This window comes from Flavobacterium denitrificans DSM 15936 (genome assembly GCF_000425445.1).
Taxonomy (GTDB): domain Bacteria; phylum Bacteroidota; class Bacteroidia; order Flavobacteriales; family Flavobacteriaceae; genus Flavobacterium; species Flavobacterium denitrificans.
Genome location: NZ_KE384379.1, coordinates 235,746 through 258,370, shown reverse-complemented (window position 1 = coordinate 258,370; position 22,625 = coordinate 235,746). Strand labels below are relative to the sequence as shown.

The following is a 22,625-nucleotide window of genomic DNA, read 5'->3' as shown; positions in this document are numbered from 1 at the left end:
TAGATAATTGTTTTTACTTTGTTGTGAATCAATTATCTAATTGACAAATTTTCTGATTGTCCAATTATTTTTTCATTCCCATGCAACCATTTCAAACCGACAATCGTCTATGCTAATAGAAGTCTGTTTCTAGAACCAAAACCGAACGCTTATAAATGAAAATTATTCCGTTACATCAAGAAGAAACCAAAATCATAAAGCTGGCTGTCGAGAACAATCGTCAAGCACAGCAACAGATTTATGGCAAGTTTTCTTCAAAAATGTTAAGTGTATGTCGACAATATATAAAGGACATTCAGCTGGCAGAAGATGTAATGATAACGGCTTTTATGAAAGTGTTCGCCAATTTAAGCAAGTTTGAACACAAAGGAAGTTTTGAAGGCTGGATCCGCCGAATTATGGTTAACGAATGCATTTCCTATTTAAGAGTTCAGAAAAAAGTAAAATTTGCTGAAGATGAGTTTTTTACAGAAGAAAGCTTTAACGAAATCGACAGCCAATTTACAGTAGAACAGATTCAGTTTTTAATTGACGCTTTGCCGGATGGCTATAAAATGGTTTTCAATTTATACGCAATCGAAGGCTATAAACACAATGAAATTGCCAAGATGTTAGGGATTAATGAAGGAACATCAAAATCGCAATTATCGCACGCTAGAAAAATGCTGCAAACACAAATTACTATTTTAAAAAAACAAGATAATGGAACCGAATAATTTTGAAAAGGATTTCCGTGAAAAACTAAATCAGCGTGAAATTGAGCCAAGCAACAAAGCTTGGGATCGATTAGATGCCATGTTGAGTGTTGCCGATGAAAAGAAACCTAAAAAGAAAAGCAAAAAATGGTTTTATATCGCGGCGAGTGTTGTGGGATTTTTGTTGGTTGGAACTTTCTTCTTTAATCAAAAAGAAAATACAATTGAAGCGCCTAAAAATTCAGTTGTTGTAAAAGATTCGGAGAAAGATTCTGTTGAAAAGCCAGTTTTAAATAACATCAATTCTTCAAAAACTGAAATCGCAGTTTCAGAAAATGATTCAAAAGAAAATTTAAATCAACCAGCTAATAACAGTAATCAAAAAACAAATAAAATCAGTAAAAATGAATCAAATCAAATAGCGGAGTCTTCAATCATCATCAAAAACAATCAAGAAAAACAATCCACCAACAATCAAACTGCTGTTGCCGAAACCTCTAAAAAAGAAAGTGTAGATCAATTATTAGAAACGGCTGAAAATAAGGTTGTAGCTGAAAATTCGGCTAAACCAAAAGCAAAAATTAAAGTCAATGCAAATGATTTGCTGAATCAAGTTGACGGCGAATTAGAGGAATCCTTTCGTGAAAAAGTAATCACAAGAGTCAATAAAAATTATCAGACAGTAAAAGTGGCTTTGGCAAATAGAAATCAGCAGGAGTAGAGGATTAGTATTAAGTATCAAGAATTAAGTATCAAGAATTAAGAATTAAGAATTAAGAATTAAGTATTAAGAATTAAGTATTAAGAAAAAGAATATAGATTTTTTTAGTTCCGGAGCAACGATCCATTTTGTAGCGTCGGGTTTCAACCCGATGGACAATGAATTGATCATTCACAATTAACATTTTACAATTAACAATTAATCATCATCAATCACAATCAATTAAAAAATCAATCATGAAAAATTTTACCATTCATCTCGTAATTTTAATCTTTTTATTCGTGAGCAAGGTTTTCGGACAAGAGACTTTTGAATCAAAAGCGAAGAAAATTGCCAATAAAATCGAGAAAGTTACCAAAGAAGAAAAAGAAACCTTAAAACAAGAAGTGGAAGCCGTAAACGTTCAATTGTCTGAAGGCAAAATCACACAGGAACAAGCGGATAAACGCAAAAAAGAATTGGCAGAAGCCAGAGCCGTAATTATCGAGGAAAAAGTAACGTTGGCGCAAAATGAACTGAATGATCTTGTACAGCAAAAAGTAGATGGGAAACTAAAGGAACAGGATACTACTAAAAAAAGCAAGATTGTTATTTACTGGGATAAAAACGACTGGAACCAAAATAAACGCAAGGATTCTCTTCGTGGAGAAAAAAGAACTACTTCGCAATTTGTTTTTGCAATGGGTTTGAATAATATGATGGTTGACGGAAAATATCAGGATTCAAATTACAGTTTTATAGGTTCGCATTTTTATGAGTGGGGTTTCACCTATAATTCAAGATTAATGAAAAATGACAATTTGCTTCACGCGAAGTACGGACTTTCATTAATGTACAATAACATTCGCCCGACAGATAACCGTTATTTTGTGGTAAACGGCGATCAAACCAATTTAGAAACTAATCCAGTAAATTTAACCGAATCACGTTTTAGAAATGTGTATTTGGTAGCGCCAGTCCATTTGGAATTTGATTTTACAAGGCCAACAGTAAAAGATGGAAAAACGTACTTCAAAACACATAAAAGTTTCCGTTTTGGAATTGGAGGTTACGCTGGAATCAACGTAAAATCAAAACAAATTTTGAAATTCGAAGAAGACGATTTAAAATATAAAAGCAAAGTAAAAGGCGAATACAATGTAAATAATTTCATGTATGGCGTGAGTTCATATATTGGATATAGAGAATTAAGCTTGTATGTAAAATACGATTTGAATCCGTTGTTTCAGGACAATTTAGTTAAGGAAAACAATATTTCAATGGGATTGAGATTAGATTTGAATTAAGTATGACTTTGAGTTTAGTTAGTAGAAAAAGTGCTTCGCAAGAGGCACTTTTTTTAGTTTAATAAATAAATTTCAGGAAGGATTTATGTACTTTTACAGGCTTTCAACTTTAAAAAATAAATTTACGTTTTGATTTCACAAAGTACAATTGATGCTGTTTTTGAAACTGCTCGAGTAGAGGAGGTTATTGGCGATTTTGTTAATTTAAAACGTGCCGGAAGTAATTTCAAAGGATTGAGTCCATTCTCAGATGAGCGCTCACCATCGTTCATGGTTTCGCCGGCAAAAGGAATCTGGAAAGATTTTAGTACAGGAAAAGGTGGGAACTCGGTTAAATTCTTAATGGAGCATTCGCAGTTTACCTATCCAGAAGCGATTCGCTATTTGGCTCGAAAATATAATATTGAGATTGAAGAGACGGAACAAACAGATGCTGAAAAAGCAATGACGGATGTTCGTGAAAGTATGTATTTGGTTTCAGAATTTGCAAAAGATTATTTTCATAAAACGCTTTTAAATTCGGAAGAGGGAAAAGCGATTGGGCTTTCTTATTTCAAAGAAAGAGGTTTTACAAATGAAACCATCAAAAAATTTAGTTTAGGATATTCTCCAGAAACATGGGATGCGCTTACTAAAGAAGCATTAGGAAAGGGGTACAAACTAGAATTTTTAGAAAGCACAGGTTTGACCATTCCTAGAGAAGACCGTTCATTTGATCGATTTAAAGGGCGTGTCATGTTTCCTATTGAAAGTATGTCAGGACGCGTTTTGGGTTTTGGAGGACGTATTCTGACTAATGACAAAAAAGCGGCAAAATACCTGAATTCACCAGAAAGTGATATTTACCATAAAAGTAAAGTTCTCTATGGGATTTTTCAGGCAAAACAATCGATAGCGAAACTAAATAATTGTTATTTGGTTGAAGGTTATACCGATGTGATTCAGTTTAATCAATCTGGAATCGAGAATGTTGTAGCATCATCAGGAACGGCTTTGACGCCAGATCAAATCCGATTGATTAATCGTCTTACACGAAATATTACCGTACTTTTTGACGGTGACGCTGCAGGGCTTCGTGCTGCCATTCGTGGAATCGATTTGATTTTGGAAGAAGGCATGAACGTAAGGGTTTGCGCATTTCCTGACGGAGAAGATCCAGACAGTTTTGCAAGGAAAACGCCTCATGATGAATTGGTGGCTTATTTAGAAAATAATAGTAAAGATTTTATACAATTTAAAGCTTCAATTTTAATGAATGAAGCTAAAAATGATCCAATTAAGAAAGCCGATTTGATTCGTGACATGGTTGCGAGTATTTCTAAAATACCAGATCGTATTCAGCGCGAAGTATATGTTCAGGAATGTGCACGAATAATGGATATTTCGGAGCAGGTTTTGGTAAGCACTTTGGCGCAGCTGATTCAAAAAGATATTGCAGAAGCGAATAAAAAGCAAAAGCAAGAACAAAAACCTTTTGAAGTTCATAGAAATCAGCCTCCGCAAACTGGAACTTTTTCAGGGGGAGATCCAGAAGATCCAAGAACTGGCCCGCCGGAAGGTTATGATTATCCTGGAGATATGGGATATGAAGAACCGTCTCAAAAAGTTGATATTTTATATGGTTTTGAAAGAAAAGTCATTGAGCTGTTGTTGCTTTATGGAAGTGTAGAAGAAGATTTTGAAGATGTTTTCTTGAAAGCAGATGAAGAAGGAAATGTCAAAGAAGTTTCGGAAAAACGAAAATATAAGGTTTTTGAAAAAATCTACTTGAGTTTGCAAGAAGATGAGATTGAGCTTTCTAATCAATTATTTCAAGATATTTTTAAAAACTTGATCAATTTTTTCAATCAAAATGAAGTCTTTAGTTTGGATAAATATTTGATGCACTTACAACCAGAATTTGCTCAGGAAGTGACCAATATTTTAATGGAAGATGAAAAAGTGGTCATTCACGATTGGGAAGGACAAAATATTTTTCCTAAACACAAAAATGTGACTATTGAGCAAAATGTTTCCGATACGATATTTTCATTAAGGTGGTTTTTGGTTTCAAAAATCATTCATGATTTGAAAAATTCGTTGATTACAGATCCACAAGATGATAATTCAGAAGTTTTGTCGATGGTTGTAGATTATTCTAAGTTGTTGAATAATTTTTCAAAGAAATTAGGAAGAGTAGTTGTTCCTTATCATTAAAAAATCAAAAAGCTCTATATTGATAAACAATACAGAGCTTTTTTATTACTGATGATTGCCGAAGCAGATCAACATTAAATTAAATAATTTCTAAAGTCTTAGCTTTGTTTACTAAGTCAACTAAATTAGTAACATTTAATTTAGTCAATAATCTTAATTTGTAAGTACTGATCGTTTTTTCGTTCAGATTTAAGATTTTAGAAATTTCATTGTTTTTCTTACCGTCACTTAAGTAACGTAAAACTTCAATCTCGCGATTAGAAAGTTTTCTGTACAAACGTTCGCTCTTGCTTTGTTTAGCAATAAGGGCCATGTTTTTGCGAACTGTTTCGTTGATAATAATTTTTCCTTCGTGTACCTTAATAATAGAAAGACCTAATGTTTCAAGTTTTTCTGTTTTGTGTACATACCCTGAAACCCCCGCTTTAATTGCATTTGGAGCATACATTTGTTCAGCGAGGTCACTAAAAATTACAATTTTTGTTTTTGGAAAGTTTTTCAGGATCGATTTAACTTCAAAGATGCTTGAAAGACCTTCTAACTCTAGATCTAGAATTAGGATGTCGATCTCCTTCGTCTGAAGAATGTCTCTAACCATTGAAAAATTGCCTACGTTGGCAACAATTGAAATTTGATCGTGGTCTTTAAAATAAGACTTAACGCCAAAGTGCGTCACAGGATGATTGTCTGCTAGACATACTTTAATCATAATTTTTACCTTTTTAGAATTGTTATCATGTTTTTGGAACGGTAAAATTAATAAATAAATTCTGTAGTTTATAGCTGACAAATGTTAAAAAGTTTTATTTTAACGTTTTTGGTATCAAACAGACCGGAATTGCTTCCATTTTATGCTTGTTGCTGGTGTTTAATCGTTTATAAATTTCAAAGACAGTTTTTTCTCTCCCGTCGAAGTCAACTGCCGTATTTCCTGACTCCGCTGCTAACATCGCCCATTCTAGTTCATCATAACTTGCGCCTAATTGATCCTCATCGGTGCGATTATCGCCAAATAATCCGTCTGTTGGAGCGGCTGTTAAAATTGATTGCGGAATCGTTAAAAATTCTCCTAAAGCATATACATCTGATTTCATTAAGTCTGCTATTGGACTTAAATCAACTCCTCCGTCTCCATATTTTGTGTAAAAACCAACTCCAAAATCTTCTACTTTGTTTCCTGTTCCGGCAACCAAAAGTCCGTGAATTCCAGCTAAATAGTATAAAGATGTCATTCGGATACGAGCACGTGTGTTTGCTAAAGCGAGATTAACTTTAGCTTCGTCGTCAGTTTTTGGAACTGCACTTTTAAAAGCTTCGAAAGTAGCCGTCAAATCGGTTTGCACGCTTGAAACGTTTGGAAAGCGTTTTTTTAATTGCTCAATATGTTCTTTTGCTCTTGAAACTTGACTTTCAGCTTGATGAATTGGCATTTCAACACATAAAACTTGTAAACCGGTTTGTGCGCATAATGTTGAAGTAACCGCAGAGTCAACGCCGCCAGAAATTCCAATTACAAAACCATTTACTTTTGCGCTTTCGGCATAACTTTTAAGCCACTCTACAATGTGGGCATTTACTTTTTCTGTTTGAATAGTGCTTTTTTTAGCCATAATAGTTCAAGTTTTAAGATACAGGGATGTATATTTGCAGAAATATTTTTAGGTATGAATTTATTTAAATTTATGCAACACAAATCTAATTAAAATAAAATGAAATTATATCGCTTTGCAGTGCTTCTGTGTTTGTTTTTTTTGTCATGTGAACAAAAAAGCAAAGTTGAAAAAGAAGTTGAAGAAATTCCGGTTGACATTAAAGTAGAACGTTTTGATAAAGCTTTTTTTGAGTCCAAACCTGAAGATCTTGGGAAATTAAAAAAGCAATATCCATATTTTTTTCCAACAGGAAATGACGATTCGGTTTGGATTCAAAAAATGCAGGAACCAATTTGGCGAGAAGTATATAGCGAAGTGCAAAAAAAGTATTCGAATTTTGAACCCGTACGTCAGGAATTCAATTCGCTTTTCCAGCATGTAAAATATTATTTTCCTAAAAGTAAAACACCAAAAGTAATTACTGTAATTGGTGAAATGGATTATACTGCCAAAGCAATTTATGCGGACAGTTTGGTTATTGTCGCTCTTGAACTATATTTAGGAAAAGAGCATAAATTTTATGAATTCCCGAATTATCTGAAGCAGAATTTTGAAGAGAAACAAATTATGCCAGACGTAGTTTCGAGTTTTACTTACCGTAACATTCCTGCTTTTCCTGATAAAAATTTAGTTTCTCAAATGATTTTTGAAGGAAAACAACTTTATGCCAAAGATCTGCTTTTGCCTGAATATACAGATGCGGATAAAATAGGTTATACTCCTGAGCAAATAAAATGGTGTGAGGAAAATGAGGCTTATATGTGGCGCTATTTTATGGAGAAAGAAATGCTTTATAGCGATGATCCAAAACTTACAACCCGATTTATTGCTCCAGCGCCGTTTTCTAAATTTTATTTAGAAATTGATAATGATTCGCCAGGAAGAGTAGGTGCGTGGATTGGTTGGCAAATTGTACGTTCGTATATGAAAAATAACAACGTAACTTTGCCAGAATTATTAAAAGTTAATGCGAAAGAAATTTTCGAGAAGTCAAAATATAAACCTAAGAAATAATGTCAAATACAATAAATTCAGAAATTAAATTCAATATAGAATTAGATGAAAACCGCGTTCCAGAAAAATTGACATGGAGTGCGCAGGACGGTGGTGTTGTTGCCGAGGAAGCAAAAGCAATTATGCTTTCTATCTGGGACAGCAAAGCGAAAGAAACGATGCGTATCGATCTTTGGACAAAAGATATGCCGGTTGATGAAATGAAAATCTTTTTCCACCAAACTTTGGTGGCAATGGCAGATACCTTCAAACGTGCGACAGATGACGAGAAAATGTCGGATACGATGAAGGATTTTTGCGATTATTTTGCAGAAAAACTAGAACTTACAAAGTAAAATAAATTTCAATAGTAAAAATCCCAAATTCCAATTTTGAAGATTGGGTTTGGGATTTTCTGTTTTTATTTTGTAAATTGTCGTAAAACAAAAAAAAATATGCTTTTTCCGTTTATTGTGAGCCTTGTCGGATTGTTTTTCTTACTTGCAAATGCGATTCGGTTTGCGATTACGTGTAAAAATAGAGATGTATCATACCGCATTCTTACGATTTATTTGATTCTTTTGTTTTGTGTAGAATTGTTTTGCAATATTATCGGATTTCTGTATCCTAATTCTAATTTTTTCCTTTCACATTATTATTTTATTTTCCAGTTTATAACCCTAAACTTGTTTTTTTATAAAAGTTTTTCGAATGTCACATTAAAGCGAATTATGGTAATTGTTTTTATTTCCGTACTGCTTTTTTTTAGGATTTCAATATTATAATAAGCCTTCGCTTTATTGGGAGTTTAATCTGGCAGAAGTAGCAATAACCTCTGTTCCTTTATTGTTTTATGCGTTCTATTTTATTATTTCAAATTTTAAAAAACATAATCATAATTATTTCTATTTCTGTAATGGACTAATTGTTTATGTAACAAGCAGTGCAGGTGTTTTTCTGTCTGGAAATAGTGATTCGGTATTAGCTACAGAACCTTTTATAATTGACTTTTGGTTTTTCAATTCTCTTTTTTATATCCTCTACCAGTTTTTGATTTATAAAGAATGGAAAATCTTGAATTTTAGAAGAACAACAAAGAGAAAATTTCAATATTAAAAATTGCTTCGCCTGTTCGCTATCGCTCGGTTCCAAATTCCAAGTTTAAAGTTGGAATTTTTTTATTGTGTTTTTTTTAGTTTTCTATTTTACTGATCTTTTGTCTAAATCGTGGAATATCTTTTTTAAAGATTTGGTCATTAGTTTGTTGGCGCTTTTGTAAAACGCTATATTGTCTATGAGCTTATCTGATTTTTCGGTTTGCCACATTGACTCCGAAGCTTCTTTTCTTGTGATTCCCACTACGTTTTGAGAATAGATTATTTGTTGCAGATTTAAATCATAAATTTCGAGAATTACTGAAGCTTCATTCCTTCCCGTTTCGCTTTCACTTTGGTACAATTCTATCGAGGAGAAATCACTTTTATTTTTTTTTGTAGAAATATTGATAAAAAAGTCAAACCCTGTACCTTCTTTGAGTTCTTTTAATTTTGTTTTGTTCGGATTTAAAGGGATTTTTCTCGGAACAAGCAATCCGTTTACATCATGAATATAAGATACTCGTTCGCCCAGATTTTTTTTGAAAAACTTTATGGATTCAGCGGTCAATTGATCTTTTGAGTTTTTTGGGCAGTCTATTTCATTTAAAAGCCATTTTCCTGAGGCAAAATCAACACCGGTTCGCTGAGGGGTTAAAAACATATAGGAGGGCGTATTGCATGAAAAGAAAATAATAAAAAGCAATAATACGGCAAGTAATTTTGTTTTCTTCATAAAGAGTCAGTTAATTCATTCAAAAATAGAGAAAGAAAACCCAATAAAAAAATCCCTAATTCCATTTTGAACTGGAATTAGGGATTTTTTTATTGTCTATTTTAAGGTTTGAAATTTGGATCCGAGTAAAAGTGAACAGGCAAAGCAATTTCAAAAAAATGGAGTTTGATATTTTAAAACCCCGAGTTGTTTTTGAAAATTCCCTGGTTCACTTCGTCTATGTACGATAAAAGTTCTTCTTTTCCAATTGACTCTGTAGATGAGGTTACAAAATAATGAGGCATTTCGGCCCAATTGTTTGCATACATTTGTTTTTTATAAGTTGCTATATGCGAGTCGACTTTTGTTTTGCTGATTTTATCTGCTTTGGTGAAAATAATGCAAAACGGAATTTCGCTTTCTCCCATATACGACATAAATTCAATATCAATATTTTGCGCCTCGTGGCGAATATCGATTAATACAAAAGCGCATACAAGCTGTTCTCTGTTTTCGAAATAATCTGTAATGAACTGTTGAAAAACAGATTTTGTTTTTTTAGAAACCTTGGCATATCCATAACCTGGCAAATCGACCAAAAACCAATTGTTGTTGATTTTAAAGTGATTAATTAATTGTGTTTTTCCAGGTTTTCCTGATGTTTTTGCTAAATTTTTATGATTGGTAAGCATGTTGATCAAAGAGGATTTCCCTACATTTGATCGGCCAATAAAAGCATATTCCGGTAAAAATTCAGCCGGACATTTTGAAGCGTCAGAATTGCTTACAATGAATTCGGCAGAAGTGATTTTCATATTTTTTTGTTTTTAAAACCTTCTTAAAAGCGAAAGTTAAATACTATAATTTCTGCTCAGTAAGCCATTTTTCAAGAATCTCGTTGAATTCATCAGGATGTTCCATCATAGCGGCGTGTCCACATTTGTCAATCCAATACAAAGTTGAATTAGGCAATAATTTGTCAAATTCTTCGGCAACATTTGGCGGTGTTACAGAATCATTTTTACCCCAAATGATGCAGGTTTCCACATTCATTTTAGGTAAATCTTTAGCCATATTATGACGAATTGCGCTCTTGGCAATCGTTAAAGTCTTGATTAATTTGATTCGGTCATTAGCGGTTGCATATACTTCATCAATAAGTTCTGGAGTTGCAATTGCAGGATCATAAAACACATCTTCAGCTTTCTTTTTGATATATTCATAATCGCCTCTTCTTGGGTAACTGTCACCCATTGCGCTTTCGTAAAGCCCAGAACTGCCAGTGATTACAAGTCCGGCAACTTTCTCAGGGTAAAGTTTTGTGTGGTACAATGCGATATGCCCTCCCAATGAATTTCCTAGTAAAATAACTTTGTCAAAGCCTTTAAAAGCGATAAAGTCTTTTACGTATTTGGCAAAACTTTTCACGTTTGTTTTTAAAATGCTCTGCGTGTAGATTGGCAAATCCGGGATTACCACTTTGTATCCTTTCGATGGGAAATATTGCGCTACACCATCAAAATTACTAAGGCCTCCCATTAACCCATGTAAAATTACGATAGGAGTTCCTTCTCCAGCTTCAAAATAGCTGTATTTGCCTTCTTTTTTGTAGTGTTTGTCCATTTAATCTAATGCCAATTTCAATTTGGACAAATATAGGGTTAAATAAATAAAAATGAATTTTTGCTGATGATTTTTAACTAGATAATTTCTGTAGAATTTCTAAATGGCTTAAAATCAGGTTTTAGGGTGGTTTTTGTGAAAAAAGCCAAATGTTAAGAAATCAGCATTAAAAGCATTTTTTTAAGAAAATTAGTGCTTATTTTTTTTGAATGATTAGTGTTATTAAGAAAACGCTAATAATAAGTTAAAGTATTGATTGTCTATAGCTTAATGAAGGTGGTAGAAAAGTGGTTAAACTTATTAACAAAGTGGTATATTGTGGTAAAATGTGGTAATATTTTTTATATTTTTGTCCTATAACTATCTTAATTGATTTTTTTGAACACAATTGTTGGAACATATGAGTGTAAAGTTGATGCTAAAGGAAGGCTGATGATGCCTGCGCCTTTGAAAAAGCAATTGGCTTCATCGCTTCAAGACGGTTTCGTTTTGAAACGCTCCGTTTTTCAGCCGTGTTTAGAATTATATCCAATGGAAGAGTGGAATTTGATGATGCAAAAAATCAACAAGCTTAATCGCTTTGTGAAAAAAAACAATGATTTCATTCGAAGATTTACTGCTGGGGTTAAAATGGTCGAGATTGATGCATTAGGAAGATTGCTGGTGCCGAAAGATTTGGTTGCTTTTTCTAGTATTTCTAAAGATGTTGTTTTTTCTTCTGCGGTTAATATTGTGGAAATTTGGGATAAAGATTTATACGAAAAATCAATAAGCGGCGAAGATATGGATTTTGCTGATTTAGCCGAGGAGGTAATGGGAAATATTAATGACGACGACAATGGAATATCATAATCCGGTTTTGCTTCATTCAACAGTTGATGGTTTAAATATTAAACCTGATGGCGTTTATGTAGATGTGACTTTTGGTGGAGGCGGACATTCAAAAGAAATTTTGAGACGTTTAGGGCCAAATGGAAAATTGTTTGCTTTTGATCAGGACGAAGATGCACTCGCAAATGCGTTGCCAGATGAAAGGTTTACTTTAATTAATGAGAATTTCAGATATATTAAAAGGTTCTTGCGTTTTCATGGTGTAAGAGGGGTTGATGGAATCTTGGCAGATTTAGGGGTTTCATCACATCAGTTTGATGTTCCTGAAAGAGGTTTTTCAACAAGATTTGATGCCGACCTTGATATGCGGATGAGTCAAAAAAATGATTTGAGTGCTTATCGGGTGGTTAACGAATATGAAGAACAGGATTTACGTCGTGTTTTTTTTGATTATGGGGAGTTGAAAAACGCACCCGCTCTAGCTAGAACAATCGTTGAAGCGAGAAGAGATTATCCAATTAAAACTACAGACGAGCTGAAAGATATTTTAAAAAAATATTTGCCTGAGAAAGTTCGAAACAAAGTTTTGGCTCAGATTTATCAAGCAATCAGAATTGAGGTGAATCAGGAAATGGATGTTCTAAAAGAGTTTATTGAGCAATCTTTGGAGATTTTAAAACCAGGCGGAAGATTTTCAGTAATCTCATATCATTCTTTAGAAGATCGTTTGGTGAAAAGATTTATAAAAAACGGAATGTTTGAAGGAGAGCCTGAACGTGATTTTTATGGGAATTTCTCAGTTCCTTTTAAAACAATCGGAAAACTGATTGTTCCTGATGCAGAAGAAATCAAAATCAACAATAGAGCACGAAGCGCAAAATTGAGAATTGCTGAAAAGATATAATATATATAGGTAGAAAATGAAAAGTGGTGTATTTGGGATATTAAAAGCAAGATTTCTGATAAATGATGATGCAGTAAAAAACTGGAGATTCATCGTTTTTATCATTCTGCTGGCAATTTTGATGATTGCAAATACTCAAAGATATGAGCAAAAGGTTTTTGAAATTGCCAAATTAAATAATGAAGTAAAGGAATTGAGATCAGAATTTGTAGATCGACGTTCAGAACTGATGAAGTTAAAAATGGAATCTACGATATCGGATAAAATGCTGGAGAAGCAAATTTTTCCATCGACAGTTCCTCCAATAAAAATAGAAGTTAAAAAAGTAGAAGAAAAAAGTTTCTTTAAAAGAATATGGCAGTAGACGATAAACATATATCCTACAGAATTTACCTCGTAGCAGTTTTCATCTTTTTGATGGCAATTGCTATTGTTGTTAAATTAACCAATATTCAATGGGTTGAAGGTGATCATTACAGAAAACTGGCAAAACAGCGTACGGTTCGAAATTTTGTAATTCCGGCAAATAAGGGGAATATTTATTCGGCTGACGGTAGTTTATTGGCAACATCAATTCCGAATTATGAAATTCGTTTTGATGCAAAAGCACCAAAAACAGAAACTTTTGAAAAATACGTAAGACAATTGTCAGATTCATTGGCTACCGTTTTAGATAGACCGGCAGGTTATTACGAACAGGAATTAAGAAAAGCGAGAGCCAATAAAAATCGTTACTATTTGATTGCCCGAAATTTAAGTTATACTGAATATGTAAAAATTAAAGGCTTTCCATTGTTTAAGTTGGGAGCTTTTAAAGGTGGGATTATAATTGAGCAAGAAACGGTTAGAAAACACCCAATTGGAAAAATTGCAGAAAGAACGATTGGTTACGATCGAATAGATCCGGCGACAGGAATCGAAGTTGGAAAAGGAATTGAATGGGCTTTTAAAAGTTATCTTAATGGGAAAGATGGTAAAATCTTAAAACAAAAAATAGCAAAAGGGCAGTGGAAACCAATTCGCGACGTAAATGAAGTAGATCCAATTGATGGTTACGATGTGATTTCGACTATCGATGTATTTATTCAGGATATTGCACATCACGCTTTATTGAAGCAACTTCAGGATTACGAAGCTGATCACGGTTGTGTTGTTGTAATGGAAACAGAAACGGGTTATATAAAAGCGATTTCGAATTTAGGTAGAAGTGAAGATGGATCATATACAGAAACTGTAAATTATGCAGTAGCAGAATCTCACGAGCCAGGATCGACTTTTAAGCTGGTTGATTTAATGGCGATATTAGAAGATAAAGTAGCTGATACTAGTACGGTTTATGACAGTCACAACGGTGTTGTTAAATATTACGGAAGATCTGTACGTGATTCTCATCATGGAGGTTATGGGAAAATTTCATTAGCGCGCGGATTTGAGCTTTCGTCTAATACAGTAATGGTTCAGGCAGTTTACGATAATTATAAAAGTAATCCATCAAAATTTGTAAATCATATCAAGAGTTTTGGTTTAGATAAACCTTTAGGATTGCATTTTAAAGGAGAAGGAAGACCAATTATTCCTCATCCTGGAGATAAAATTTGGTCTGGAATTTCACTTCCGTGGATGGCTTTTGGTTATTCGGTTTCAGTAACGCCAATGCAGACTTTGGCCTTTTATAATTCGGTAGCAAATAATGGTGTAATGGTAAAGCCGCAATTTGTTTCGGAAATTAAAGAATGGAATAAAACGATTAAAAAATTCGATACAGAGGTAATTAATCCAAAGATTTGTTCAGATGAAACGCTTAAAAAAGTAAGAGCAGTTTTAGGAAACGTGGTAAAAAAAGGAACAGCTTCTAAACTGTATTCGAAAGAGTTTCCGATGGCAGGAAAAACGGGAACGGCCATGGTTAATTATAATAAAGCAGGAAGAGAAGGAATGTATTATGCATCGTCTTTCGTAGGGTATTTTCCGGCTGATCATCCTAAATATTCTTGTATTGTGGTAGTTCATAAGCCAAATACATCAAAAAATAATTATTACGGAGCAGACGTTGCCGGGCCAGTTTTTAAAAGAATTGCCCAAAAAATATTTACTGATGCGCCTTCAACAAATAAAATAAAACAGCTGGATTCTAAAATTGCAAAACAGGAAATCAGTTATGCGAAGTTTGATACACAATCCAATACAAAAACAAATGTAATTCCGAATTTAAAAGGAATGCCAGGGATGGACGCAATTGCTTTGCTTGAAAATTTAGGTATGAAAGTAAAAGTAAATGGAGTAGGAAAAGTGAAGAATCAATCGATTCAAGCGGGTCAAAATATTAATAAAAACGCAATTATAGTATTAGAATTATCGTGAAAATACTGAAAGACATATTATATAAAGTAGCTATCGAATCAGTAAAAGGTTCGACAGAAATTGGTATTCAAAAAATTGAATTTGATTCTCGCAAAGTAGAAGCAAATGATATTTTTGTTGCCATTCGCGGTTCGCTTTCTGATGGACACGATTATATCGAAAAAGCAATTCAGCTTGGAGCGACAGCAATTATCTGCGATACGCTTCCTCAAAATATAGAAAATGGAGTTGCTTATATTCAGGTAAAAGATACCAATAAGGCTTTAGCTTTTATGGCAGCTAATTATTTTGGAGATCCATCTGCGAAATTAAAATTGGTTGGCGTAACGGGTACAAACGGAAAAACGACAATTGCATCATTGTTGTTTCAGATGTTTAAAAAAGCAGGGCATAAAGTTGGATTATTGTCAACTGTAAAAATTATGGTTGACGAAACAGAATATCCAGCAACACATACAACGCCAGATTCAATTACAATTAATCATTATTTAAATGAAATGATTGAAGCTGGAGTAACGCATTGTTTCATGGAAGTGAGTTCGCACGGAATTCATCAAAAACGTACCGAAGCTTTGCATTTTGTAGGAGGAATTTTCACGAATCTTTCGCATGATCATTTGGATTATCATCCAACTTTTGCAGAGTATAGAGATGTGAAAAAGTCATTTTTTGATTCGCTTCCAAAATCAGCTTTTGTTTTATCAAACATTGATGATAAAAATGGAACAGTAATGTTGCAAAATACGGTGGCAAAAAAACTGACTTATGCTTTAAAATCCTATGCAGATTACAGAGCACAGATTTTAGAAAGTCAATTGTCAGGTTTGTTATTGAAAATTAATGATAATGAAGTTTGGGTGAAACTAATTGGTACTTTCAACGCATACAATGTTTTAGCAATTTATGGAACGGCTGTAGAATTAGGAATTGATAGTCTAGAAGCGTTACGATTACTGTCTGATTTAGAAAGTGTTTCGGGTCGTTTTCAATATATCGTTTCAAATGAAAAGATAACTGCTGTAGTTGACTATGCACACACGCCGGATGCGTTGGAAAATGTTTTGAAAACTATAAACGACATCCGTACAAAAAATGAACAGTTGATTACTGTTGTTGGTTGTGGCGGAAATAGAGATAAAACGAAAAGACCAGTAATGGCAAAAAGCGCTTCGGAATTGAGCGATAAGGCAATTTTGACTTCTGATAATCCTAGAAACGAAAATCCTGAAGTGATTTTAGATGAAATGGAAGCAGGAGTTGAAGGGCAGAATTACAAAAAGATTCTAAGAATTACGGACAGAAAGCAAGCAATAAAAACTGCTTGTCAATTGGCTCAGCCAAATGATATTATTCTTATTGCAGGAAAAGGACACGAGACATATCAAGAGATAAATGGTGTTCGTCATCATTTTGATGATATGGAAACTGTAAAAGAAATTTTAGAACAACTAGGAAAATAATAAATAGAAATTCCAAAATCAAAATCCAGTTTAAGATTGGAATTTGGGATTTAAAAAATGGAATTTAATTCAAAATTGGAATTTTAAAATAGAAAAATATGCTATACTACTTATTTGAATATTTTGACAAAACATTAGATGTTCCGGGAACAGGAGTTTTTCAGTACATCACTTTTAGATCGGCTTTAGCATTGATGCTTTCTTTGCTTTTGTCAACAATTTACGGAAAACGAATTATCAACTTTTTACGCAATCAGCAAGTAGGTGAAACGGTTCGTGAGCTTGGTCTTCAAGGGCAAAATGAGAAAGCAGGAACGCCAACAATGGGAGGTCTGATTATCATTTTTGCAACGCTTGTGCCTGTTTTGTTGTTCGCTCGTTTGCATAATATTTATATCGTATTGCTTATTGTGACTACGCTTTGGATGGGTGCAATTGGCTTTATTGATGATTATATCAAAATATTCAAAAAAGATAAAGAAGGTCTAAAAGGAATTTTCAAAGTTATTGGTCAAGTTGGTTTGGGAATAATCGTGGGTACGGTTTTGTATTTTAGTCCAGCTGTAACAGTAAGAACGGATACTGGTAGAACAGATGTTTTTAAAGCATCACAAAATACAACGGTAGTTTTGCCAGCGCCAATTGAAGAAAAATCTACAGCAACTACAATTCCATTCGTGAAAAACAACGAATTTGATTATGCTGAAATCTTAGCATGGACAGGGGAGGGATATGAAAAATGGGCTTGGTTGGTTTTTATTCCGGTAGTGATTTTTATTATTACAGCAGTTTCTAACGGAGCTAATCTAACAGACGGAATCGACGGTCTTGCTGCCGGGACCTCTGCAGTTTCGGTACTTGCGCTCGGTATATTTACATTCGTTTCGGGAAATATCATTTTTTCTAATTATTTGAACATTATGTATATCCCAAATTCGGGAGAAATGACAGTGTTTATATCTGCTTTTGTTGGAGCGTTAATAGGATTCCTTTGGTACAATTCTTATCCAGCATCAGTTTTTATGGGAGACACAGGAAGTTTGACAATTGGAGGAATTATCGCGGTTTTAGCAATCGCTGTTCGTAAAGAGTTATTGATTCCGTTATTATGTGGGATCTTTTTAGTAGAGAATTTCTCAGTGGTTTTACAAGTGAGTTATTTCAAATTTACTAAAAAGAGATATGGAGAGGGCCGAAGAATTTTCTTGATGTCGCCTCTTCATCATCATTATCAGAAGAAAGGATATCACGAAAGTAAAATTGTGACCAGATTCTGGGTTGTTGCCATCATGTTGGCCATTTTGTCAATCGTTACTTTAAAACTTAGATAGTTTAAAATTAAAAATTAAAAATTAAGAATTAAAAGATTATACGTTCTTATTAAAATGAAAGAAAATATTATTCAGGATAAATCTTTTGATTTTGCGGTCAGAATTGTTAATCTATACAAGTATTTGACTGAGAATAAAAAAGAATATGTTTTGAGTAAACAAGTCTTAAGATCTGGAACTTCAATTGGCGCAAATATTGAAGAATCGATTGGCGGACGTTCTGATAAAGAGTTTTTATTTAAGCTTGAAATTTCATATAAAGAGGCTAGAGAAACTATTTATTGGTTGAAGTTGTTAAAAGCAACAGATTATATTTCTGCGAATGAATTTGAAAGTATTCATTTTGAGGCAAATGAGATTTGCAGAATATTAGCGAAAATAATACTAACCTTAAAAAGAAATAGAGAATGATTAAAGGTCAGATTGAATGTTTTTTAATTTTTAATTCTCAATTTTTAATTATATAAAATATGAGATTAGTGGTTCTAGGAGGAGGAGAAAGTGGTGTAGGTACTGCGATCCTCGGAAAGAAAAAAGGATACGATGTTTTTGTATCTGATTTTGGGAAGATAAAAGAGAGTTATAAAGAAGTTCTTATCATTAATAAAATTGCTTGGGAAGAAGAGCAACACACTGAAGATTTAATTCTGAATGCCGATGTGGTGATGAAAAGCCCAGGAATTCCTGAGAAATCTCCAATAGTAAAAAAGTTGGTTGCTGCAGGAATAAAAGTGATTTCAGAAATTGAATTCGCTAAACCTTTTACAGAAGCACTGACAGTTGGGATCACAGGAAGTAACGGTAAAACCACCACAACAATGCTGACTTACCACTTGCTGAAATCGGCGGGATTGAATGTAGGATTGGGAGGTAATATTGGAAAAAGCTTTGCCTGGCAAGTTGCCGAAAATAAGTTTGACGCATACGTTCTTGAATTAAGCAGTTTTCAGCTTGACGGAATCATAGATTACAGGCCAGATATTGCTATAATTACGAATATCAGCCCTGATCATTTGGATCGATATGAGTATAAATATGAAAATTATATCAATTCGAAATTCAGAATAACCATGAATCAGACTGAAAGTGATTATCTGATTTATGATGCCGATGATGAAGCAAGCACAGAATGGTTAAAAAATAATACAACAAAAGCGAAATTAATTCCTTTCTCATTGACTAAAAATCTTAAAGAAGGGGCTTCTATAAATAACAACAAAATGGAAATAAAGATCAACCAAGAAGAGTTTACAATGGACACAGAACACATTGCGTTAGAAGGAAAACATAATATGAAAAATGCAATGGCAGCAAGCTCTGTAGCAAAATTGATGCAAATTAGAAATGCAACAATTCGTGAAAGTCTATCTAATTTCCAAGGTGTTGAACACCGTTTAGAAAAAGTATTAAAAATTCAGAATGTACAATATATCAACGATTCAAAAGCAACAAACGTTAATGCAACTTTCTTTGCTTTGGATAGCATGAATGTGCCGACAGTTTGGATTGTTGGAGGTGTTGATAAAGGAAATGATTACAATGAATTGATGTCATTAGTTCGTGAAAAAGTAAAAGCAATTATTTGCTTAGGAATCGATAACCGAAAAATTATTGATGCTTTTGGAAACGTTGTTGATATTATGGTTGAAGTAAACAATATGAATGATGCAGTGAAAACTGCTCAAAGATTAACAGAAAAAGGTGATGCTGTTTTATTGTCTCCAGCTTGCGCAAGTTTTGATTTATTCGAAAACTATGAAGACAGAGGAAAGCAATTTAAACAAGCAGTTCATAATTTATAATTTTAGATTTTAGAGTTCAGATTTTAGATTGTTCCTAAACTTTGAACTCAAAATAACATAAGTTCTTTTTGATTATGACGACAGACGAGATGAAATTGAGAACAAAGAAATTCTCTTTAATGATAATTGAATTGGCTGAAAAAATGCCAAATACAAATGTGATTAGATCGATTACTGATCAAATAGTAAGAAGTGGAACATCTGTCGGAGCAAATTATCGAGCTGTATGCAGAGCCAGAAGCGATAGGGAGTTTGTTGCAAAAATGAATATAGTTTTAGAGGAAGCGGATGAAACGCTGTTTTGGCTAGAAATTATAAAAGAAAAGATGTGGATTGCTAAAGAAGAATTGGAATCAATGTTAAAAGAAGCTAATGAGTTAACAGCAATTTTTGTAAGCAGTTTAAAAACAGTAAATAAAAGAATCAATCAATAAAAAAAACCGAAGGTTTTAGAAAATAATCTATAATCTATAATCTAAAATCTAAAATCAGAAATCTAAAATAATGAAGGAGCTAGTAAACAAATTAAAAGGGGATAGAGTAATATGGTCATTCGTGGCTTTATTAGCGCTGTTTTCGTTTATGCCTGTTTTTAGTGCGAGTAGTAATTTAGCATACATTGGTCACGGAACCGGAAATACACTGGGGTATTTGGTGAAACATTTGGCTCACATCTGTATTGGTTTCTTGATTATTTATTGGGTGCATCGAGTTCCGTATCATTATTTTAGAGCGATTTCAAAAATAGCACTGCCAGTGGTTTGGATTTTGTTGCTTTACACCATGTTGAAAGGAACGGTTATTGCCGGTGCAAATGCAAGTCGTTGGATTCAGGTTCCTTTCATCGGAATTACATTTCAGACTTCGACTTTAGCTGCTATTGTTTTATTTGTTTTTGTAGCGCGTTATTTGTCAAAAACCAAAGAAGAAAATGAACCTTTTCAAGTGTCATTAGTACAGCTTTGGATTCCAGTGTTTATTACGCTGGCATTGATTTTGCCTGCAAATTTTTCGACTACCGCGTTAATATTTGTTATGGTGGTGATGCTAACGTTTGTTGGAAAGTATCCATTAAAATATCTTGGTTTCGTTATTGGTTCAGGAATTTTAGCACTTACTTTTTTTATTCTGATTGGGAAAGCTTTTCCAGATTCCAGATTTTTTAATAGGGTTGCAACTTGGGAAGGTCGTTACGAAGATTTTACCACAAACAAACCTGGTGAAGACGATTATCAGATTGAAAAGGCAAAAATTGCTATCGCATCTGGAAAATTAGGTGGTTTAGGACCTGGGAAAAGTGTTCAAAAGAACTTTTTGCCACAATCCTCTTCGGATTTTATTTATGCTATTATTGTTGAAGAATATGGATTAGTTGGTGGAGTTGCAATAGTGGTTTTGTATTTATTGCTTCTGTTCCGATTTGTGATCGCATCGCACAAAGCCAATACATTGTTTGGAAAACTTGTCGTCGTTGGTCTCGGTTTTCCGATGATATTTCAGGCGATGATCAATATGGCTGTTGCAGTTGAATTATTGCCAGTAACGGGACAAACATTACCACTGATAAGTTCAGGAGGAAGTTCGATCTGGATGACATGTTTAGGACTTGGGATTATCATAAGCGTTACGAAAAAGGAAGAAGAAATAGCGGAAGAAAAAGAAGAGAAGGAGAGACGAAAAGAAGCGCTTCAAAGATTAATTGACAAAGAATTAGCAGAAGAAGATTTGCCTGCGGATGAAATTTATGAAGAAGAGGCTATGTATTCAATCGAAGATAATTCAAGAAATCCGATGAGTGCAGTTTTGAATAAATAAGATTAAAATATAAGAATTTTTTAAAAAGTTGTAATTTTTAGAAAGATGACAAAGTATAAATTCATACTTAGCGGAGGAGGAACAGGAGGGCATATTTATCCTGCAATTGCGATTGCAAATGAATTAAAATTACAATTTCCTGATGCTGAATTTCTTTTTGTTGGTGCAAAAGACAAAATGGAAATGCAAAAAGTGCCTCAGGCAGGTTACGAAATAAAAGGTCTTTGGATTGCGGGATTACAGCGCAAATTGACTTTACAAAATATGATGTTTCCATTAAAATTGGCAACAAGTTTATTGGAATCAAGAAGAATCATTAAAAAGTTCAAACCAAATGTGGTAATTGGAACGGGTGGGTTTGCTAGCGGGCCATTATTACAAGCTGCAGGTTCAGCGGGAATTCCGACTGTAATTCAGGAACAGAATTCTTTTCCAGGAATTACAAATAAATTATTGAGCAAAAAAGCGAATGCTATTTGTGTTGCTTACGATAATTTGGAAAGATTTTTTCCAGCAGATAAAATTGTTTTGACTGGAAATCCAGTTCGCCAAGATTTGATCGATATTGAAAGTAAACGCAATGAAGCAATTGCTTTCTATGGCTTAGATCCAAATAAGAAAACATTATTGGTTTTAGGCGGAAGTTTAGGCGCAAGAAGGATCAATCAATTAATTGAAAAAGAATTGCAGAATTTCCTTTCTCAAGATGTTCAGATTATCTGGCAATGCGGAAAGTTATATTTTGAAGATTATAAAAAATACAATCAGCCAAATGTAAGAGTGGTTGATTTTATTGAAAGAATGGATTTTGTTTACGCCGCGGCCGATGTAATTATTTCAAGAGCGGGCGCATCATCTGTTTCAGAATTATCTATTGTTGGTAAACCGGTAATATTTATTCCGTCTCCAAATGTGGCCGAAGATCATCAAACAAAAAATGCACAAGCAATTGTAGATGCAAAAGGTGCAATTTTGTTGAGAGAATCTGAATTAGAAAGTCAGTTTAGTATTGTTTTTGAAGCTTTGCTAAAAGATGAAGGAAAACAAAAACAATTGAGTGATAATATTAAAAAACTTGCAAAACCGAAAGCAACACAAGACATTGTAGCTGAGATTGTGAAGTTAATTCAATAGGCTATAGGCAAT

22 protein-coding genes are annotated in these 22,625 nt (G+C 33.6%); 17 read left to right on the top strand and 5 right to left on the bottom strand.

What is annotated here, in order from left to right:
- Positions 1-155 precede the first annotated feature (155 nt).
- The 4 genes from H600_RS0120770 (at position 156) to dnaG (ending at position 4,898) form a co-directional block, all read left to right on the top strand.
- A complete protein-coding gene (locus H600_RS0120770; protein WP_026730592.1) occupies positions 156-716 on the top strand; it encodes an RNA polymerase sigma factor in 561 nt (186 codons plus the stop codon).
- The gene (locus H600_RS0120765; protein WP_026730591.1) at positions 703-1,416 is read left to right on the top strand and encodes a hypothetical protein; all 714 of its coding nucleotides are present in this window, start codon (positions 703-705) and stop codon (positions 1,414-1,416) included. Before H600_RS0120770 ends, H600_RS0120765 begins: the two co-directional genes overlap by 14 nt.
- A 236-nt stretch (positions 1,417-1,652) precedes the next feature.
- A complete protein-coding gene (locus tag H600_RS0120760) occupies positions 1,653-2,702 on the top strand; it encodes a hypothetical protein (protein ID WP_026730590.1) in 1,050 nt (349 codons plus the stop codon).
- 129 nt (positions 2,703-2,831) lie between these two features.
- Entirely contained in the window at positions 2,832-4,898 is a 2,067-nt protein-coding gene (gene dnaG, locus H600_RS0120755; RefSeq protein ID WP_026730589.1) for a DNA primase, read from the top strand.
- 79 nt (positions 4,899-4,977) lie between these two features.
- Here the strand turns inward: dnaG and H600_RS0120750 are convergent, their stop codons facing one another.
- The gene (locus H600_RS0120750; RefSeq protein ID WP_026730588.1) at positions 4,978-5,607 is read right to left on the bottom strand and encodes a response regulator transcription factor; all 630 of its coding nucleotides are present in this window, start codon (positions 5,605-5,607) and stop codon (positions 4,978-4,980) included.
- 94 nt (positions 5,608-5,701) lie between these two features.
- On the bottom strand, positions 5,702-6,508 hold the full coding sequence (gene nadE / locus H600_RS0120745; protein ID WP_026730587.1) for an NAD(+) synthase: 807 nt from the start codon (positions 6,506-6,508) through the stop codon (positions 5,702-5,704).
- Positions 6,509-6,607: 99 nt separating this feature from the next.
- Between nadE and gldB the strand changes: the two genes are divergently transcribed.
- The gene (gene gldB, locus H600_RS0120740) at positions 6,608-7,564 is read left to right on the top strand and encodes a gliding motility lipoprotein GldB (RefSeq protein ID WP_026730586.1); all 957 of its coding nucleotides are present in this window, start codon (positions 6,608-6,610) and stop codon (positions 7,562-7,564) included.
- Positions 7,564-7,899: a gliding motility protein GldC gene (gldC, locus tag H600_RS0120735; protein WP_026730585.1), complete on the top strand. Its 336-nt coding sequence runs from the start codon at positions 7,564-7,566 to the stop codon at positions 7,897-7,899. The genes gldB and gldC overlap by 1 nt, the downstream gene beginning before the upstream one ends.
- An 844-nt stretch (positions 7,900-8,743) precedes the next feature.
- Here gldC and H600_RS0120725 read toward each other — a convergent pair.
- The 3 genes from H600_RS0120725 to H600_RS0120715 form a co-directional block, all read right to left on the bottom strand.
- Positions 8,744-9,373: a hypothetical protein gene (locus tag H600_RS0120725; RefSeq protein WP_157509958.1), complete on the bottom strand. Its 630-nt coding sequence runs from the start codon at positions 9,371-9,373 to the stop codon at positions 8,744-8,746.
- 173 nt (positions 9,374-9,546) lie between these two features.
- Positions 9,547-10,167 carry a ribosome biogenesis GTP-binding protein YihA/YsxC gene (gene yihA / locus H600_RS0120720; protein ID WP_026730582.1) on the bottom strand — a complete coding sequence of 207 codons (621 nt, stop codon included), beginning with the start codon at positions 10,165-10,167 and terminating at the stop codon, positions 9,547-9,549.
- 43 nt (positions 10,168-10,210) lie between these two features.
- Entirely contained in the window at positions 10,211-10,975 is a 765-nt protein-coding gene (locus H600_RS0120715) for an alpha/beta fold hydrolase (RefSeq protein ID WP_026730581.1), read from the bottom strand.
- Between the two features lie 378 nt (positions 10,976-11,353).
- Here H600_RS0120715 and H600_RS0120710 point away from each other — a divergent pair, with 378 nt between their 5' ends.
- From H600_RS0120710 to murG, 11 genes are all read left to right on the top strand, one after another.
- Positions 11,354-11,827 (top strand): division/cell wall cluster transcriptional repressor MraZ, encoded by a 474-nt coding sequence (locus tag H600_RS0120710; RefSeq protein WP_026730580.1) that lies wholly within the window; start codon positions 11,354-11,356, stop codon positions 11,825-11,827.
- Entirely contained in the window at positions 11,802-12,710 is a 909-nt protein-coding gene (gene rsmH / locus H600_RS0120705) for a 16S rRNA (cytosine(1402)-N(4))-methyltransferase RsmH (RefSeq protein ID WP_209320135.1), read from the top strand. Before H600_RS0120710 ends, rsmH begins: the two co-directional genes overlap by 26 nt.
- A gap of 16 nt (positions 12,711-12,726) precedes the next feature.
- Entirely contained in the window at positions 12,727-13,074 is a 348-nt protein-coding gene (locus tag H600_RS0120700) for an FtsL-like putative cell division protein (protein ID WP_026730578.1), read from the top strand.
- A complete protein-coding gene (locus tag H600_RS0120695; protein WP_026730577.1) occupies positions 13,065-15,071 on the top strand; it encodes a penicillin-binding protein in 2,007 nt (668 codons plus the stop codon). The genes H600_RS0120700 and H600_RS0120695 overlap by 10 nt, the downstream gene beginning before the upstream one ends.
- Entirely contained in the window at positions 15,068-16,531 is a 1,464-nt protein-coding gene (locus H600_RS0120690) for a UDP-N-acetylmuramoyl-L-alanyl-D-glutamate--2,6-diaminopimelate ligase (protein WP_026730576.1), read from the top strand. The genes H600_RS0120695 and H600_RS0120690 overlap by 4 nt, the downstream gene beginning before the upstream one ends.
- Before the next feature lie 98 nt (positions 16,532-16,629).
- Positions 16,630-17,862, top strand: coding sequence for a phospho-N-acetylmuramoyl-pentapeptide-transferase (gene mraY, locus H600_RS0120685; protein WP_026730575.1), 1,233 nt, complete (start codon positions 16,630-16,632; stop codon positions 17,860-17,862).
- 54 nt (positions 17,863-17,916) lie between these two features.
- Complete coding sequence (locus H600_RS0120680) at positions 17,917-18,273, top strand: four helix bundle protein (RefSeq protein ID WP_026730574.1); 357 nt, start codon at positions 17,917-17,919, stop codon at positions 18,271-18,273.
- A gap of 59 nt (positions 18,274-18,332) precedes the next feature.
- Positions 18,333-19,664, top strand: coding sequence for a UDP-N-acetylmuramoyl-L-alanine--D-glutamate ligase (gene murD / locus H600_RS0120675; RefSeq protein WP_026730573.1), 1,332 nt, complete (start codon positions 18,333-18,335; stop codon positions 19,662-19,664).
- A 74-nt stretch (positions 19,665-19,738) separates the two neighbouring features.
- Positions 19,739-20,098: a four helix bundle protein gene (locus H600_RS0120670; RefSeq protein ID WP_026730572.1), complete on the top strand. Its 360-nt coding sequence runs from the start codon at positions 19,739-19,741 to the stop codon at positions 20,096-20,098.
- Positions 20,099-20,168: 70 nt separating this feature from the next.
- Positions 20,169-21,479 (top strand): FtsW/RodA/SpoVE family cell cycle protein, encoded by a 1,311-nt coding sequence (locus H600_RS0120665; RefSeq protein ID WP_026730571.1) that lies wholly within the window; start codon positions 20,169-20,171, stop codon positions 21,477-21,479.
- Positions 21,480-21,524: 45 nt separating this feature from the next.
- Positions 21,525-22,613: an undecaprenyldiphospho-muramoylpentapeptide beta-N-acetylglucosaminyltransferase gene (gene murG, locus H600_RS0120660; protein ID WP_026730570.1), complete on the top strand. Its 1,089-nt coding sequence runs from the start codon at positions 21,525-21,527 to the stop codon at positions 22,611-22,613.
- Positions 22,614-22,625: the final 12 nt, after the last annotated feature.